Genomic DNA, 16,803 nt, shown 5'->3' with positions numbered 1-16,803 from the left:
ATTTGATATTCACTTTTTATAAAAATAAGAAAAAGGAGCGAATCAAAAATCTAATTTAATTAACAGATTTCTGAATCCACTCCATTTAGTGATTAAAACCTCACATTAAATAAAAGCATTAGCTTTATTAATCATTAAAGGTACGTTTATCGATTTTACTTTTTGCTTTTTCAGCTCTTTGTTGTTGCTTAGGTGTTTTATTTTTAGCTTTTGTTGCATTCTGCTTTTTCTTAGTATTGCCTTTTGCTTTTTCATTAGCTGATTTAGTATCGTGTGTAATGACACCATTTTCAAATTTAGCAGATGCATGTGCTTGATTATTTTTAACTTGATCTTCATCTTTGTTAATTTCTTTTTTTGTAACTAAATAAGGGACCACTTTATCGCCTGATGATTTAGCAATTGCTGGTTCTTCTAATAACGTTTTTGTTTTACGCGCAACATTTGCATCATTATCTATTTTATTTTTCTTTGTACGTGCTGCAGATGCTATATTTTTTGCATTCACATGTTGATGTTTGCTCGTATCACCACTAGTTGAAGGATCAGATAAATTATGTTTTGATGATTCAACTTTAACTGCATTTTGTTGCGCTGCTAATTCAGTTGCACTAACCTCTTTAGACTGTTGTTCTTTTTCAGTCTCTTTCTTAGCTTCTTGAATTTCTTGTGCTTGTGGTGATTGATCCGCTAAGTTATCTGATGTTTCTGCTTTAATCGCATTTTGTTGCGCGACAATTTCTTCAGCACTATTGCCTTCATTGTTTCTTAAATGTTCACTATCATCAGCTTTAGCTTCTTGAATTTGTTGCGCTTGTGGTGATTGATCCGCTAAATTATCTGACGTTTCCTTTTTGATTGCATTTTGTTGCGCTGCTAATTCTGTCGCAGTAATATCTTTCGTATCTTGCTCTTTAAGTGCTTCAGCTTTAGCTTCTTGGATTTCTTGAGCTTGTGGTGATTGATCCGCTAAATTATCTGACGTTTCCTTTTTGATTGCATTTTGTTGTGCAACAAGTGCTTCTTTACTAACTTCTGAATGGTCTTTATTTCTAAAGTCTTCAATTTTTTGTTTTACATTTTCAATATTATTCTCAGTTTGTTGCTTGATATTTTGATAACGATGTCTTAATTCTTGTTCTTTATTTTTTGCGCTATCAATTTTTTCTTCGGCTTTATTTTTATAAAAGAGTCCAACCGCTGAACCAATTAAAGCACCTGTAATAAAACTAATCACAAAGTCTTTGCGTGATGGATGAGAACTGTATTTGTTGTGACTATATTGAGAACTAGTAACATCCTCTCCAGTAGTCTTTTGATTTGCACCTTGACCATGTAAGTCTTTACCAGAATTATTTGTGACAAACGCATCTCTATTATAATGCTCTGTATTTAAACCTTGTCTAGACTTACCATCTTTTTGATTTGGGCCATTATCATGTAAATCATGGCCATGATTATTTTTTTCAAAGTCATCTCTATTGTAATGTTTAGTCGCATTTGATTGTGCTGCACTATCTTGTTGATTTGCACCTTGTCCGTGTAAATCGCTGCCAGTGTTTGTCGTTGTAAAAGCGTCTCTATCATAATGCTTAGTCGCATTTGATTGTGCTGCACTATCTTGTTGATTTGCACCTTGTCCGTGTAAATCATTTCCAGAATTTGTCGTTTCAAATGCGTCACGATTATATTTCTTACTCATATTAGCTCCTCCTATAAGAAAAGCACTTAAATAAGTAAAAACCTCATTTAAGTGCATTTGATTGAATCATATTAAAAGTTTTTCTCAACGTTAGTAGTGTAATTTTCGTTTGCATGATTTGCATCATTACCTACAGATGTGTTTCTGTAGTTTGCACTTCCTCTACGGTAGTGTCTATTTTGCCATTTGTCAGCAATTTCCATTGCAACATTTGACCATTGAACTACTTGAGAAATTTTATCTTCATTTTGAGAAATATTATGTGTAATTGAGTTAGTTACACGATCAACTGAACCATTTAAATTTTGTACAGAATCGCCGATACCTTTAACACCATCGACAACAGAATTTAAGCGTTCAACTTTGCCTTGAATATCTTCAGTTAAGCGGTTAGCTTTGTGAAGTAAATCAGTTGTTTCACGTGTAATACCTTGAACTTGTCCTTCAACACCATCAAGTGTTTTAGCAACGTGATCTAAATTCTTTTTAACTGAAATTAAAACGACAACGATTCCAATACATAATACTAAGAATGCAATCGCGGCGATAATTCCAGCAATTGGTAAAATCCAATCCATTAAAAACGCCTCCTAAATACCATTTACTTTTAAATAAAAGCTATTAATTATTAATACCCAACATAATTATATATAAACATATTAAAATTCATTTGTCATGCCGACATGTTCTTCATAAGCACGTTGTAACTTTTGAATGTCCCCAGCGCCCATAAATAAGATAACAGCATTATCAAATTGTTCTAATACGTCAATATTATTTTCATCGATTAGCGCAGATCCGTCAATACGATTTATTAAATCTTGAATTGTTAAATCACCTGTATTTTCACGAATTGAACCAAATATTTCACATAAATAAACATGATCCGCTTTGCTTAGTGATGCTGCAAATTCTTCTAAGAAAGCTTGCGTTCTTGAAAATGTGTGAGGTTGGAAAACTGCCACAATATCTTTATTTGGATATTTTTTACGTGCTGTTTCAATTGTAGCACTTATTTCTCTTGGATGGTGAGCGTAATCGTCTACTAATACTTGATTAGCAACATTTGTTTCATTAAAGCGACGTTTTACACCACCAAATGTTTCCAATGCTTCTTTAATATTCTTGACGTCCATCTTTTCAAGGTAACTAATCGCGATAACTGCTAATGCATTTTGGATATTATGATCTCCGTATTGTGGTGATAAGAATTGATCATAATATTCACCATTAACGTAAACATCAAATTGTGTACCTTTATCAGTTATTTGAATATTATCGGCATATATATCATCATTTTTGTTTAAACCATAATAATAAATTGGTACGTCCGCTTCAAGTTGTCTTAAATGTTCGTCATCACCCCAAGCAATAATCGCTTTTTTAACATTATGTGCCATACTTTGGAAAGCACTTGCAACGTCTTCAATGTCTTTAAAATAATCAGGATGGTCGAAATCAATATTAGTCATAATGGCATAGTCTGGATGGTAACTTAAGAAATGACGACGGTACTCGCACGCCTCAAATGCAAAATAGTCACTTGCAGGTAATCCCATACCCGTACCATCTCCAATTAAGAATGATGTTTTTTTATCACCATTCATAACATGAGACAGTAAACCAGTTGTTGATGTTTTTCCGTGTGCACCTGTAACTGCAACAGATGTGTATTGATCAATCACATGACCTAAGAAATCATGATAACGTATCACGTCTAATTTTAAATCATGCGCTTTAACAATTTCTTCATGAGTATCTGGAAACGCATTACCTTGAATGACTACCATACCTTCTTTAATATTGTCACTGTTAAATGGTAGTATTTTAATTCCTTTATTTTTTAATGCTACTTCTGTGAATACATATTTTTCTATGTCGGATCCTTGCACCTCATGTCCTAAATCATGCATGATTTGTGCTAATGAACTCATTCCTGCGCCTTTAATACCAACAAAATGATAATGCGTCATATACATAAAACTCCTTTAATTTAATCTTTCTTTAAATCTGCTTCAGTAATAAATACATCTCTAGGTTTAGAACCGTTTGCACCAGAAATATAATCTAACTGTTCAAGTTGGTCTACGATTCGTGCAGCACGGTTATATCCAATTTGGAAGTGTCTTTGAATTAATGAAGTGGAAATATGTCCTTCTTTAACCATAAATTCACACACATCATCGAATAATTCGTCTTGAGCTTGTGTTTGGTTCTTTTTAAGTAATTCCTTCTCCTCGAACAAATAGTTCGGTTCTCTTTGTTCTTTAATGAAATCAACTACATCATCAATCTCATCATCTGAAACAAATGTACCTTGGACACGAATTGGTTTATTCATACCACTACCTAAGTAAAGCATATCGCCATAGCCTAATAAGCGTTCCGCACCACCACTGTCTAAAATCGTTCTTGAGTCAACGCTTGAAGATACCATAAATGCAATGCGTGTAGGTATATTGGCTTTAATTAAGCCAGTAATAACATTGACAGATGGTCGTTGTGTTGCAACCAACATATGAATGCCACATGCACGTGCCTTTTGTGCTATTCGAGCGATTGATTGTTCTACCTCTTGCGGTGCCATCATCATTAAATCTGCTAACTCATCAATAACAATAACAATTTTTGGCATTCTTTGCTCATATGGTGCTTTTTTGTTGAAAGCAGTAATGTTTCTTACATGGAATTGCGCAAATAATTTGTAACGTTTTTCCATTTCGTCAACGGCCCATTTTAAACTTTGTGTGGCTGCCTTAACATCAGTAATAACCGGTGAAACTAAATGCGGTAAATCGTTGTATGGTGCAAGTTCAACCATCTTAGGATCAATTAGTAATAACCTTAATTCTTCTGGATGATTTTTGTAAAGTAATGACATTAAAATACTATTGATACAGACTGATTTACCTGATCCGGTTGCACCCGCAATTAGGGCGTGTGGTGTCTTAGCAATATCCATTAACAATGGTTCATTGTTAATTCTATTACCCATAGCTACGGTTAATTTAGACTCAGCATTTTTAAATTTTGGACTTTCTAAAATAGATTTTAAGTTAACTTTCGTAGGATTTAAGTTTGGTACTTCAATACCTACTAAACTTGTTCCAGGAATTGGTGCTTCAATTCGAATGTCTTTCGCAGCTAACGCCATTTTAATATCATCCTGTAAAGCTGTAATTCGTGAAACTTTGACACCCTTCTCCACTGCCAATTCAAACCGAGTTACACTTGGTCCTTCAGTTACATGTTGTACTTCAGCCGGTACATTAAAATAATAAAAGGCATCATTTAGCTCTTGTTTCTTCTCTTCAATCCATGCCTCATCGATTTCATGTGCTTCATGATCTTCTAATAAATCAAGGCTAGGTAGTTTAATATTTGGACCTCTTCTAATTGTACCTTTAGCATTATGCTCTTCTTTTTGATGGTGGTTTGAAGATACAATAGTTTGATCGTCTGCTGAAACTGTTGCATTCATTTCTTGATGATTGTTCATATCATGATTTGAATGTACAGCTTGGTTAGATTGTTCTTCACTGTCTGTATCAGTATTTTGGCTGTTTTCGAGAGGTTCTTCTACTAGGTTATCGTCATCTCTGTTTATGTCATTATTTAAATTTTTATCTTGTTCATCTGAATGATTGATATGATAGTTTGAATGCGTAGACTCTGTTCGAGACTCAGATAATGTATTTTCATTGTCACGAGATTCATTTGTATGATGGTTGACTTCTGATTCACGCTTTTTAGTTTGAACATGTTGTTTTGTCTCAGGCTTTAATTCTGGCACATTCACTTTATGTTTCGATACAGATTCTTTTTTTGCATCCATCATTCTTTTTTTATCAGAAGGTGTCATAACTACATTAAACGGTTTACTTCCTGGCGTGATAGACATTTTTTCAGGTACTTTTTTAGCTTCCTTATGTGTTATTTCTGATTTATCGTCGCCATTGTTAATGTGTTCATCTTCCACACCTTGTACTGATTCATCTGTATCTTTAACTGCAAATGAATCATCCATTTTATTAGAAGGATCATTATGTGTTTTCGTTGACTGTGATACATTTTGGCTCTCTATATTTGTATTTTGAGAGACTCCATTCGTTTCGTCATCTTCTTTAGTAGCATATTCCACTTCAGACGTTACAGCATTTCTAATTGCATGATTCACATTTTCAGTTGATACATCTTCATCATCTTCTATGGCAGATGTTTCATCTGATAAAGATTCATTTTCGGACATACTGTCAGTGTGTGACTCCACGTCATCTATTTCTCTAAATTGTGCATCATCAACAGTTCCATTATGGTTGTCGTCATGAATGTTTTCACTTAAACTATCTGAATCATCATTATTAGATTGTAATTGTACCGCTTCTTCATCTGCTACGTCGTGATGGTAATTTGATTCTTTTGTAGATTCGTCAATCGCTTCATTAGAATGACGTTGTGCCTCATCATGATTAACATTTGATAATTGATCATTTGGAACATCTTTAACCTGTACATCATCTTGGTTAACTTCTTGCACACTTGAAACTTGGTTTAAATCAATCTCTTCATAATTATATGGTGCATTTGTCTCTTCGATATACTCTTGTTGTTCAATATTATGGTCTATGTCACTATCATCTTTCGATTGAGCGTTAGATGTCTCATGATGTGCAACGTCTTCTACTTGTGCTTGGCTCTCAACATGGTCATTGTTGTTTTTGTACTCATCATTAACACCCTCTGTTACATCACTATGTAAATGGTCAGAGTGGTTTAATGAACTTTCGCCAATATATTGTTCAGCTTGCTTAGCATACATTTCATCAATAGCTCTTTGAATACTATCTTCTTCATCAGTCTGTTGACGTTTGTTTTGCAATGCTTGTTTAAATTTACGTTTTTGTTGAACTTTACGCTCTCTTTCTTTTCTAATCTCCTCTACGATTTGAGAAGCATAAATATTTTCTATATTTACCGTGTTATCACGTTTTGAATAGTTTGGCGTACGTTCATAGTGATTAGAAGTATCAGCATTTCCTTCAACGATTGATTGTTGTTCACTGTTAACTGGTGCATTCTCTTGTGAAGTTAAATGTTCACCATCAAATTTTTGTCTGCTATCTTTTTCATTTTTACTTTCATGCGGAACGTGTTCTACCGTGCTCGAATGATGCTTGGTTTTAGACTCACTTGTATCTGTGTCATCTTTCACTGGTGGTATAACACCGTTTTCAATAGGTCTACGCTTTTTAGTTCCGAAAATAGCTGATGGTACTTCTGAAGTTTTAAAACTTGAACGGTGATATGTAGGTTCAGAACTCAAATGATAATTCGATTTGAATCTTTCTGATTGTAATTTCATCCTAGATTGATTTGAATTAGCGCTTCTGTAATTAGCAGTATTCGTTCTAGAATGTGTATTTTGACGTTTGTTAAAACGTTGAGATGTACTCGTATTATGAGTTCTACTTGATGTTTGAGAAGTTCTTGACTTAATAGAAGGCATACCAGAATCATCTTGACTCACATGTTGTCTTCTACGATGTCTTCTTGCATTTTCAGCTCGATCATCATCTGAGTAACTATTCATGTGACCCGTATAGTCATCATATTCATATGAACCGTATTGATTATCTTTCAATGTTGAATGGTTCTCTTTATCATCATTACTTTCGCGATAAGTTGCTTCTTCATACGTTTCATCTCGACCCACATCGATTGGGAATCGAAACTTACCTTTTGGACGATCGTAAATATCATTATTTTCAGGAAGTAATGAATCGTCTTTGCTTTGAGTTAGATCGCCATTGCGACGTTTACTTTTGCGTCTAAGCAATTCATCATCAGAATTGTCTTTGTTACTAAATAAATCATCAAACCAACTCATACATTCACTTCCTTCCTCTATTCATCAAAAAATGCTTGACCGACTTTATAGTCATCACTTAAAACCATAATACCTTTTTCTTGAGGTGCATTAGGTAAATTTAATTCTCTCATTGAGCAAACCATACCGCTTGAAGCAACACCACGTAATTCAGCATCTTTAATAACCATTCCACTTGGCATTACGGCACCAACTTTAGCAACAACCACTTTTTGTCCAGCTTCTACATTTGGCGCACCACAAACGATTTGTAAATGGTCATTACCGACATCTATTTTTAAAATACTTAATTTATCCGCATCTGGATGCTTATCTTTAGTTTCAACATAACCAACTACAAATTTAGGAGATAAATCTGCATTTAGTTGATACGTTAATCCAGATTCATTAATAGCTTTTTGTAATGCATCTACAAGCTCAGAAGTTAATTTAATATGTCCATTACCGTTGAATTGATGATAATTTGAAAACTTAAATAGATTGAAGCCAACAATCGTTCCTTCTTTATTAATTTCAACAACATCTCCAGATTTCTTATATTCAAACGGTCCATCTGTAGGTTCAATTTGTAGAAAAGCTACATCCCCTACGCCTTCTTTATTGTAAAATAAATTCATTTTAAATCTCCTCTATATCAATTATTTCTTATTATTAAATTTTTTACGATTTGCTTCCAATCGTTGTATTACATTGGGGTCTCTTTTTTGTTTGTTATTTTTACCCAAAATGAAGATAGGTTCGAAGTGACCTTTTTCATAACCAAATGATAATGAAGTAATAGGGACTAATCCTTTAGTAAAGAATTCCATAGTTAAATGTGCCATTACATCATAACCAGTTTTATTTCGAATATCAGCAATAATTAACACATCTTGGTGTGGTACAGCTACTAACATTTCACCTTCACATTGTTGATAGATATCATCTAAAAATTTGGTATTTAAAACACGACTGGCATCATAGCCATCATTAGAGTTTACAAAATAAAAAATATTCCCTTTAACTTCATCTGTTTTATATTGATTATTAAGTTTACGTATATTAAATAGTGACATTTCCTTAACTTGTTGTTCAGTCAATCCAAGTGATTCAAGCATACTTTCGTCAATTAAGCGATAAGACTTACCTAAATCGAGTGCATAATAGATATTTGTTTCTGCTGTATGCTTTTCAATTATAAATGGATGACCATCTTTTGTTTTTTTATCAAAGCTTGTAGCACGAATGACAGGCATAATCTGAATGTCATTCATTTTCTCAATACTTTGATCATCCATTTGAGCGATGGCTTCTTCGACATAATATACAATCTCATCTATAATTTTCTCTTTTTGGACTTCATATTTAGCGACAATAGCGTTTAATTTGATTGTTACGCCTTTATGATTGTCTTGTCTATATATACGTAACGTTTCTTCTTCACGATCAAATTTAAAATCAACATTTAAATGCGCTAAACGTTGTTTCAATTTATCTCTTACTTGAAAAACATTCATGTTTAACACTCCTATATTCGCACCTTATCCTATTTTACAATAAATTAGTGGTCAATTACAGAAAAAATCAATTGTACATATCATTCTAAAAACCTTTTAAATGCTTTATCTATTTATCAAACTGACTTAAAAATTCATCGATTTGTTCTATAGATTTGCGTTCTTTTCCAATGTAACTTCCTACTAATTCGTCATCTTTAAATACTAAAAAGCTTGGAATACCCATAATATCATGTTCTATGGCTAAATCTATAAATTGGTCTCTATCTACAGAAACGAAGTTAAAATCATTATATTTCTCTTCCAATTGAGGTAAATCAGGTTCAATGACACGACAGTCAGGACACCAACCTGCCGTAAATTCAAATACGGTATGCTCTTTCTTAAGTGACTTGAATTGTGATTCAGATTCTAAATTAATCATTCTATTCGCTCCTTATTCTTGAAATTGTAATTTATTAATTTGTTCTTCAGTTAAGTTGAGTATAACTTGTTCTAGTAATTGTCTTGCTGAGAAATAATCTCTAATATCAAAAACAGCATTAGTACTGTGAATGTATCTAGCACAAACACCAATTACAGCAGTTGGAATACCAATATTAGCTTTGTGAATTTCACCACCATCTGTGCCACCCGGTGAAATATAATATTGGTAATTTATATTATTATCATCTGCTAATTTAAGTAGATAGTCTCTAAATTCAGGTTGTAAAATCATGGTACCGTCTTTAATTCGAATTAAAGTCCCTTCACCTAATTCACCTGATAATTGATTTGCACCTTTAATATCATTTGCTGGAGAACAATCCACTACAAGTGCAACATCGGGTTGAATGAGTTCAGCTGCTGCTTTAGCACCACGTAAGCCTACTTCTTCTTGAACATTAGCGCCAACGTATAAATCAACATCCAAATCGACACTCTTCAACAATTCTAATATTTCAATCGCAATGACACAACCATATCGATTATCCCATGCTTTCGCACTATATCGATGTTCAGTTAATTGCGTTAATTCAGTATTCGGAACAATCGTATCTCCTATTTCTATTCCCATCTGTCTTACTTCGTCATCAGAACTTGCACCGATATCTAGCATCAAATCTTTTATTTCTGGCACCGCTTCGTTGCCTGTTCTAAAATGTTTCGGAATATTAGAGACAATCCCTACTATAATGTCGCCTTTTCTATTTTTCACTTGAAGACGTTGACCTTGCCAAATATCGTTTGCTACACCACCAAGATTGGTAAACTGTAGCATACCATTCGAAGTAATGTTTGTAATCATGAACCCTATTTCATCCATATGCGCAGCAATCATTACCTTCTTAGCATTAGCTTTTTTAGATTTTTTAACGCCATAGAAACCACCCATACGATTTACGATAAACTCATCAACATACGGTGACATTTCATTTTTCATATAATTTCGTACATCCTCTTCAAAACCTGGTGCACCATGTAATTCGGTTAATGCCTTAATTCGTTCTAATGTTTTATGCTTATCCATCTTAACTAACACACTCCTTAAATGTATTATATCATTTTGAATATGGTACACTAATGATAAGAACTATTAATAGAGAGGTAGAGATTATGACACGTCAAACTTACAAATACATCTCAATTTCAGTTGCTCTAGTTACAGGTATAGCCACTGTCTTTTTTATTTATTTCCTAAAAGAAAAGAATAAAATGCAAAATCCTGATAAAGTATTGGATGAAGCCAAATCTTACTTTATGAACATCACAGGATCGTTTATTCTTCATGAGCCGTATGTAGATGACAATCTATATCCAAATCGTTTCATTTTTCAAGGCGGCATTACTCAAGTTAAGAATGATCAAAAGATGGAATATATCTTTTATGCAGATGCAAAATCTGGTGAAATTTTAAATATTATTGAATTATAATAAACTGAACATAATAGGGAGCTGGACTGAATGAATATAAATTCTTAGTCCGGCTCCCTATTATAATCGTTCATTAAAAAATGGATAACAACGTTACCAAATCGCTTTATATCACTTTCTTTATCTTTTAATTGATTGCTTAATCGTCTTTCCATCTGACTCATATTGCGTCGCGAAGTAAACATGATCATGATAATATAAGAACCAATAATCATGATAAATAAAGTATGGTATTAATCTTTCTTTTTCTCGAATAGACGTCATTGGGTAATCATCATATGCCATAACCCAAAGTGGATTGGTATGTGCATTTGTAGGTAATATATCGGACATGTGAACTGCACGCTCACCTTCACTCTCAATTGTAATAATTGATTGTCCATAACTATGACCACCAACATGCTTCATATGAATCCCTGGATAAACTTCAATGAATTCATCAAAAAGTATCATTTTATCTTCATATGTACCTCTATTTATTTCCCAATAGGTTGCTTTACTACGAATGTTTGGACTTATAAATTCATGCCACTCGTCTTGTTGCACATAGTGCATTGCATTTGGAAAAATAGAATTACCCTCAGTATCCGTTAACCCTGTCGCATGGTCAAAATGCATATGTGACATTAATACAATATCGATATCTTCCACAGTCAAATTTAATTTTTCTAAATCAAATTGAATATGACTTTCATATTCGACACCATAATTTTTAAGTTGTTTGTCTGTTAATTTATGATTTCCAATTCCAGCATCGATGATAATGTTCTTATCGCCAGTCTGAATTAAAATTGGGTATGTTAAGTTAGGAACTTGATTTCTTTCATTCACATCATACTTTTTCGTCCACAGCGGTTTAGGTACAACGCCAAAGATAGCACCACCATCCATTTGCGTCATACCGCCATTTAAATAAGTGATATTAAATGCACCTAACTTCATATTAAACACCTTCCATCTTTTTATTTATCAAGTATTTCAATATATGAAATAATCTTACATTACAATATCCAATTTAAGAATATATAAACAGAAAAGAGCAGAACAGAATTCTTGTCGAATTCAATGTTCCACTCTTGGAATGACGTTTTAAACTATAACAAGTGATGCATTAGCCTTCACTCAATCTCACTAACTACCGTGAATCTTCATGATGATCAAAGTCACAACTTTAAATTAATGTTCAATGTCTTTATGAAATTTTGCTTCCATTCGATAAATTCTAGAACCTTTATCGGAAAATTTCTTCTCATATTCTGTCAATATATTATCTTCATCATCTTCTTCATGAAGATTGAGATTTAATTTAGTAAAGTACATACCATATTGCGACATACTTTCTAAACTAAACGCGAATAAGCCTCTGTTATCCGTTTTAAAATGGATTTCTCCATCTTCTTTAAGGATTTGTTGATATAGCGCTAAAAAAGTATGATATGTTAATCGACGTTTAGCGTGTCTTTTTTTCGGCCATGGGTCAGAGAAATTTAAATAAATTCGTGCAACTTCACCATCATTGAAATACTCATTTAATTCTATAGCGTCATTACATATCATTTTTAAATTTGTCAGGCCTTGTTCTTTCACTTTATCTAGTACTTTATACATGACACTTTTTTCGCGTTCCATAGATACAAAATTAATTTCTGGGAATTTAGAGGCTAACGTTGTTATAAACTGCCCCATACCAGAGCCAATTTCTATATAGATGGGTTGTTCTTTATCAAACCACTCCGACATTTTTCCTGCATGTGTGCCATCCATATCTACTAAATCAGGATGTTCTTTTAAATAATCTTCCGCCCATGGTTTATAGCGAACTCTCATACTTGAAATCTCCCTTAGATAAATAAATTACTATTCATAACCTCGTTTAAAAATTTTAGCCAATTATTCATATCTTTGAATCTTTTTTGCTCTTCATACCATTGAACCATACCAATTGATTGAATGACTGTATACCATTTCATACGTTTATTTAAGTCTATGCTTTCTTCTACGCCATACGTCTTAAACCAGTCAGACCAATTTTTTTCGGGAACGTAGTTATAGAGCAGCATTCCAATATCAATAGCAGGATCGGCAATCATTGCGCCTTCCCAATCTACTAAGAATAATTCATCTCTATCAGATAGTAGCCAGTTGTTATGATTTACATCTCCATGTACAACCGTAAAGAAACGAGAATCCATATTGGGGATATGTTCTTCAAGGTATGTTAATGATTTACGAATAATGTGATGTGTTAATACTTCTCTTGATAGTGATGCATTAATCTTTTTCAACATGATATTAGGCGTGATGGGTTCCATTTCCATACGTTTAAGCATATTCAGTAAAGGTTTAGAACCATGAATCTTTTTAAGCAATGCAGCAACACGTGCTTGATACATTTCATCTGGTTCAAGTTCTCTGCCATTTTTCCAGTGTTGGGCTGTGACAACTTCACCTGTTTCAATACGTTTGGTCCATACTAATTTAGGTACAATACCTTCAGCTGACAATGCTGCAATAAATGGATTAGAATTACGCTTTAAAAATAGCTTTTGACCGTCCTGTTCAGCCATATATGCTTCACCAGAAGCACCTCCTGCTGAATCAAGTGTCCACCCTAATTGATAAAACTGCTCCAACTCGTTCACCTCACTTTCAATTAGAAAATGGCTCGAGAAATATAGTTTTCAAGAGCCATATATTCTAATTTGATATAATCGTTTGTTGGAAAACACGACTATATATTTCTAAATAATTATATTTTTATACATAAGTTATTATTATAAATAAATTGTTACTGTCCCCAAACATTTATTTAAATAAATACGTCTCTTTTATCACTCAATGATGATTTTATAATTTTTAGCCTTCTTTTTCAACTGAAAATGAGAAACAAAAAGATACATTTTACTAGTCGATTATGGCTAAATTACGTTTCAATCTTTAGGTTTTATTATAACACATTTTCAGACCTTTAAACTGCGTATTTTTAATTTAATTCATGAAATTTATTTACATTATAAAATCAAAAAGAACGTACTCAAATTCTATAAATTTAGAATCAGTACGTTCTTTAATAATCAATTATTTATTTAATTAATTACTTCTCGTTTCAATGTATTTATTAAATCCTTCTTGAAGTTTGCGCGTAACAGGTCCTACTGTGCCTTCACCAACTTGCTCACCATCTATTTTAACAACAGGTGTCACTTCGGCAGATGTACTTGAAACAATGACTTCATCAGCATTTTTCAAAAATTCAACAGTAAACGTTTCTTCTTTAAATGGAATATCTTCATCTTCAGATATCCATTTAATTACTTTACGCGTAATACCATTCAAAATGTAATTATTAACGGGATGCGTATAGATTGCACCATCTTTAATTGCATACACATTACTTGAAGCACCTTCTGTAACTATATCGCCTCTATGTTGTATTGCTTCACTTGCGTTGTATTTAACTGCATATTCTTTTGCAAGTACATTTCCTAAAAGGTTTAAACTTTTAATGTCGCAACGCAACCATCTAATATCTTCTACAGTTGCTGCATTGATTCCGTTTTCCAAATCTTCAAAAGGTCGATCGTAACTTTTAGCAAATGCCATAATGACAGGCTTTACGTCAGGTGTTGGGAAAGAATGATTTCTTGGTGCTACACCACGTGTAGCTTGGATGTAAATGCCACCATTTTTTATTTGATTTACCTTTAATAATTCTCTAACTACATCAATTAATTCTTCGACTGTATATCCTAAATCTAATTGTATTTCCGCAGCACTTCTTATAAAACGCTCGAAATGTTCTGTAACTGTAAATAATTTCCCGTCATATGCTCGAATGTATTCATAAATACCATCACCGAATACATAACCACGATCTTCATAAGAGACTTTTGCTTCACTTTGATCGATAAATTCACCGTTAATAAATACTTTTGTCATAGTTTATCCCTCCACACATAGTGAGTAAATTGCTTCTAAATAGATACTTGTTGCATTGAATAATTGTTTTTTAGTAATATATTCATTCTTTTGATGCATTAAATCCTCTGAATCTTCAAACATGGCTCCAAATGCCACACCTTTATCAAGGTTTCTAGCATATGTACCTCCACCTATTGTATAGGGTTCAGACATGTCGCCAGTTTGATTTCTATAAGCTGTAACTAATTTCTGTACAAAAGGATCATTTTTGTCTACAAAATGAGGTTGCTGAACTTTGCCTAATTCAAGATCAAATCCATATTCTTTAATTTCTTTAGTAAATCGCTGTATAGCTTCTTCAAATTCAAAATTTTGTGGATAACGTAAATTAATACCAAATCGGCCAGCATGTTTATGGTCATAAGAAATAATACCAACATTTGTAGTTACATCGCCCATAACATCTGTATGGAATTTCATTCCCATCTTCTCACCAAAATGTGATTCGTGAAGGTAACGATTACTAAAGTCTACAAATTCTCTTGCTGTTTGATTTAGATTTAATGTTGATAAGAAATCTAATAAGTATAAGCCAGCATTAACACCTAATGATGGATCCATACCATGAACAGCTTTACCTTCAACCGTTAGGACTAACTCTCCACTATCAACGACACTCTCACCTTGTAGTTTATGCTCATCTAAATAGTGTTCGAAATGCTGAACAACGTCGGTCATGTTTTCTTTGACAAATACGCGTGCTTGAGCATGATCAGGTACCATATTGTAACGTTGACCAGATTCAAACGAAATCAATTCATAATCTGGTTCATCTTGATCTTCAGACGTACTATTTTGAACTAAATCGAAAGTTGTGATTCCTTTTTCTCCATGAATAGCTGGAAATTCTGCATCAGGTGCAAATCCTAATGCTGGCATTTCTTCCGTTTGGAAATATCTTTCAGTACATTTCCAATCTGACTCTTCATCTGTACCAATAATGATATGAATACGTTTCTTCCAATCAACTTTCATTTCATTTAAAATTTTGACTGCGTAATAGGCTGCTATTGTCGGTCCTTTGTCATCTAGCGTACCTCTAGCAATAATTGCATCATCAGTTACCACAGGATTAAATGGATCTGAGTCCCATCCATCTCCTGCAGGCACGACATCGACATGACATAAAATACCTAAAACATCGTCACCTTTACCTGCTTCAATTCTGCCTGCAATATGATCTACATCATGGGTAGAAAAACCATCTCTTTGTGCTATTTCGTACATATAATCAAGCGCTTGACGAGGCCCCGGACCAACTGGAGTTTCATCAGATGCTTTTGAATCATCTCTGACACTCTCAATCGAAAGTAAACCTTTCAAATCATCGATTATTTGACCTTCATATTCTTGAACTTTCTCTTTCCACATTCGAGATCAACTTCCTTTTCAATAAATATACAGTTTATTTTACATAACTATAACGAAAAATTACAGTAAGATGTCAGAATATTTATAGATTTTATAAAATTTTATGTTAAAAATTTTATAAAACCTCCATATTTATACGCTATATGACGCAGTTTGTGTAAATCATACATATCAATGACATTTAATTTTTTGTACACAAATCTTTCATTCCATATTTATAAAAAAAGAATGGGACAGAATTCTTTTTAAATTCGTTGTCCCACCCCGAAAGGATGACCAGAACTGAAAAAAGCATGATTTAAGTGTATTCTCAGTTCAGTCAGCTACTGCCTATTGGCAAAGTAGCATTATCATAATGTTATTTCTCTTGCGCTTATAAATATCACAAAATTAATCTTTATCTTCTAACGCATTTTTATTTTTCTTTAAATCTTCTTCAGTGACTACTCTTA

The 16,803-nt window shown here is 33.2% G+C and carries 14 protein-coding genes; 1 reads left to right on the top strand and 13 read right to left on the bottom strand.

The genetic code is table 11. From position 1 onward, the window contains the following. Positions 1–127: 127 nt before the first annotated feature. The 8 genes from HMPREF3239_RS11615 to HMPREF3239_RS11580 all read right to left on the bottom strand — a co-directional run bounded on the left by HMPREF3239_RS11615 (position 128) and on the right by HMPREF3239_RS11580 (position 10,595). Positions 128–1,702, bottom strand: coding sequence for a Maebl (locus tag HMPREF3239_RS11615; protein WP_256323758.1), 1,575 nt, complete (start codon positions 1,700–1,702; stop codon positions 128–130). Positions 1,703–1,773: 71 nt separating this feature from the next. After that, entirely contained in the window at positions 1,774–2,280 is a 507-nt protein-coding gene (locus HMPREF3239_RS11610; RefSeq protein ID WP_053030488.1) for a DUF948 domain-containing protein, read from the bottom strand. An 81-nt stretch (positions 2,281–2,361) separates the two neighbouring features. Further along, positions 2,362–3,675, bottom strand: a complete 1,314-nt coding sequence (murC, locus tag HMPREF3239_RS11605; RefSeq protein ID WP_053030489.1) for a UDP-N-acetylmuramate--L-alanine ligase — start codon at positions 3,673–3,675, stop codon at positions 2,362–2,364. A 20-nt stretch (positions 3,676–3,695) separates the two neighbouring features. Continuing rightward, positions 3,696–7,589 (bottom strand): DNA translocase FtsK, encoded by a 3,894-nt coding sequence (locus HMPREF3239_RS11600; protein WP_070855684.1) that lies wholly within the window; start codon positions 7,587–7,589, stop codon positions 3,696–3,698. A gap of 17 nt (positions 7,590–7,606) precedes the next feature. Continuing rightward, entirely contained in the window at positions 7,607–8,206 is a 600-nt protein-coding gene (ytpR, locus tag HMPREF3239_RS11595) for a YtpR family tRNA-binding protein (RefSeq protein ID WP_070855683.1), read from the bottom strand. A 21-nt stretch (positions 8,207–8,227) separates the two neighbouring features. After that, entirely contained in the window at positions 8,228–9,085 is an 858-nt protein-coding gene (locus HMPREF3239_RS11590) for a DUF1444 domain-containing protein (RefSeq protein ID WP_053030495.1), read from the bottom strand. Between the two features lie 109 nt (positions 9,086–9,194). Continuing rightward, positions 9,195–9,509, bottom strand: coding sequence for a thioredoxin family protein (locus tag HMPREF3239_RS11585; RefSeq protein ID WP_070855682.1), 315 nt, complete (start codon positions 9,507–9,509; stop codon positions 9,195–9,197). Positions 9,510–9,521: 12 nt separating this feature from the next. Beyond that, the gene (locus HMPREF3239_RS11580) at positions 9,522–10,595 is read right to left on the bottom strand and encodes a M42 family metallopeptidase (protein ID WP_070855681.1); all 1,074 of its coding nucleotides are present in this window, start codon (positions 10,593–10,595) and stop codon (positions 9,522–9,524) included. 86 nt (positions 10,596–10,681) lie between these two features. On the opposite strand from HMPREF3239_RS11580, the gene HMPREF3239_RS11575 reads away from it, so the two are divergent. Next, a complete protein-coding gene (locus HMPREF3239_RS11575) occupies positions 10,682–10,999 on the top strand; it encodes a hypothetical protein (RefSeq protein ID WP_053030503.1) in 318 nt (105 codons plus the stop codon). 120 nt (positions 11,000–11,119) lie between these two features. Here HMPREF3239_RS11575 and HMPREF3239_RS11570 read toward each other — a convergent pair whose 3' ends face one another. From HMPREF3239_RS11570 to pepV, 5 genes are all read right to left on the bottom strand, one after another. Continuing rightward, on the bottom strand, positions 11,120–11,941 hold the full coding sequence (locus tag HMPREF3239_RS11570; RefSeq protein WP_053030504.1) for a YtnP family quorum-quenching lactonase: 822 nt from the start codon (positions 11,939–11,941) through the stop codon (positions 11,120–11,122). A 234-nt stretch (positions 11,942–12,175) separates the two neighbouring features. After that, positions 12,176–12,826 carry a tRNA (guanosine(46)-N7)-methyltransferase TrmB gene (trmB, locus tag HMPREF3239_RS11565; RefSeq protein ID WP_053030505.1) on the bottom strand — a complete coding sequence of 217 codons (651 nt, stop codon included), beginning with the start codon at positions 12,824–12,826 and terminating at the stop codon, positions 12,176–12,178. Positions 12,827–12,840: 14 nt separating this feature from the next. Further along, on the bottom strand, positions 12,841–13,632 hold the full coding sequence (locus tag HMPREF3239_RS11560) for a phosphotransferase family protein (RefSeq protein ID WP_053030507.1): 792 nt from the start codon (positions 13,630–13,632) through the stop codon (positions 12,841–12,843). 457 nt (positions 13,633–14,089) lie between these two features. Beyond that, on the bottom strand, positions 14,090–14,938 hold the full coding sequence (gene dat / locus HMPREF3239_RS11555) for a D-amino-acid transaminase (RefSeq protein WP_070855680.1): 849 nt from the start codon (positions 14,936–14,938) through the stop codon (positions 14,090–14,092). Between the two features lie 3 nt (positions 14,939–14,941). Next, the gene (pepV, locus tag HMPREF3239_RS11550) at positions 14,942–16,351 is read right to left on the bottom strand and encodes a Cys-Gly-3M3SH dipeptidase (protein WP_053030510.1); all 1,410 of its coding nucleotides are present in this window, start codon (positions 16,349–16,351) and stop codon (positions 14,942–14,944) included. Between the last annotated feature and the right edge of the window lie 452 nt (positions 16,352–16,803).

The organism is Staphylococcus sp. HMSC34C02 (assembly GCF_001838705.1).
Taxonomy (GTDB): domain Bacteria; phylum Bacillota; class Bacilli; order Staphylococcales; family Staphylococcaceae; genus Staphylococcus; species Staphylococcus borealis.
Note: the sequence above shows the minus strand (reverse complement) of the source record. Positions and strands in the feature narration are given on the sequence as shown.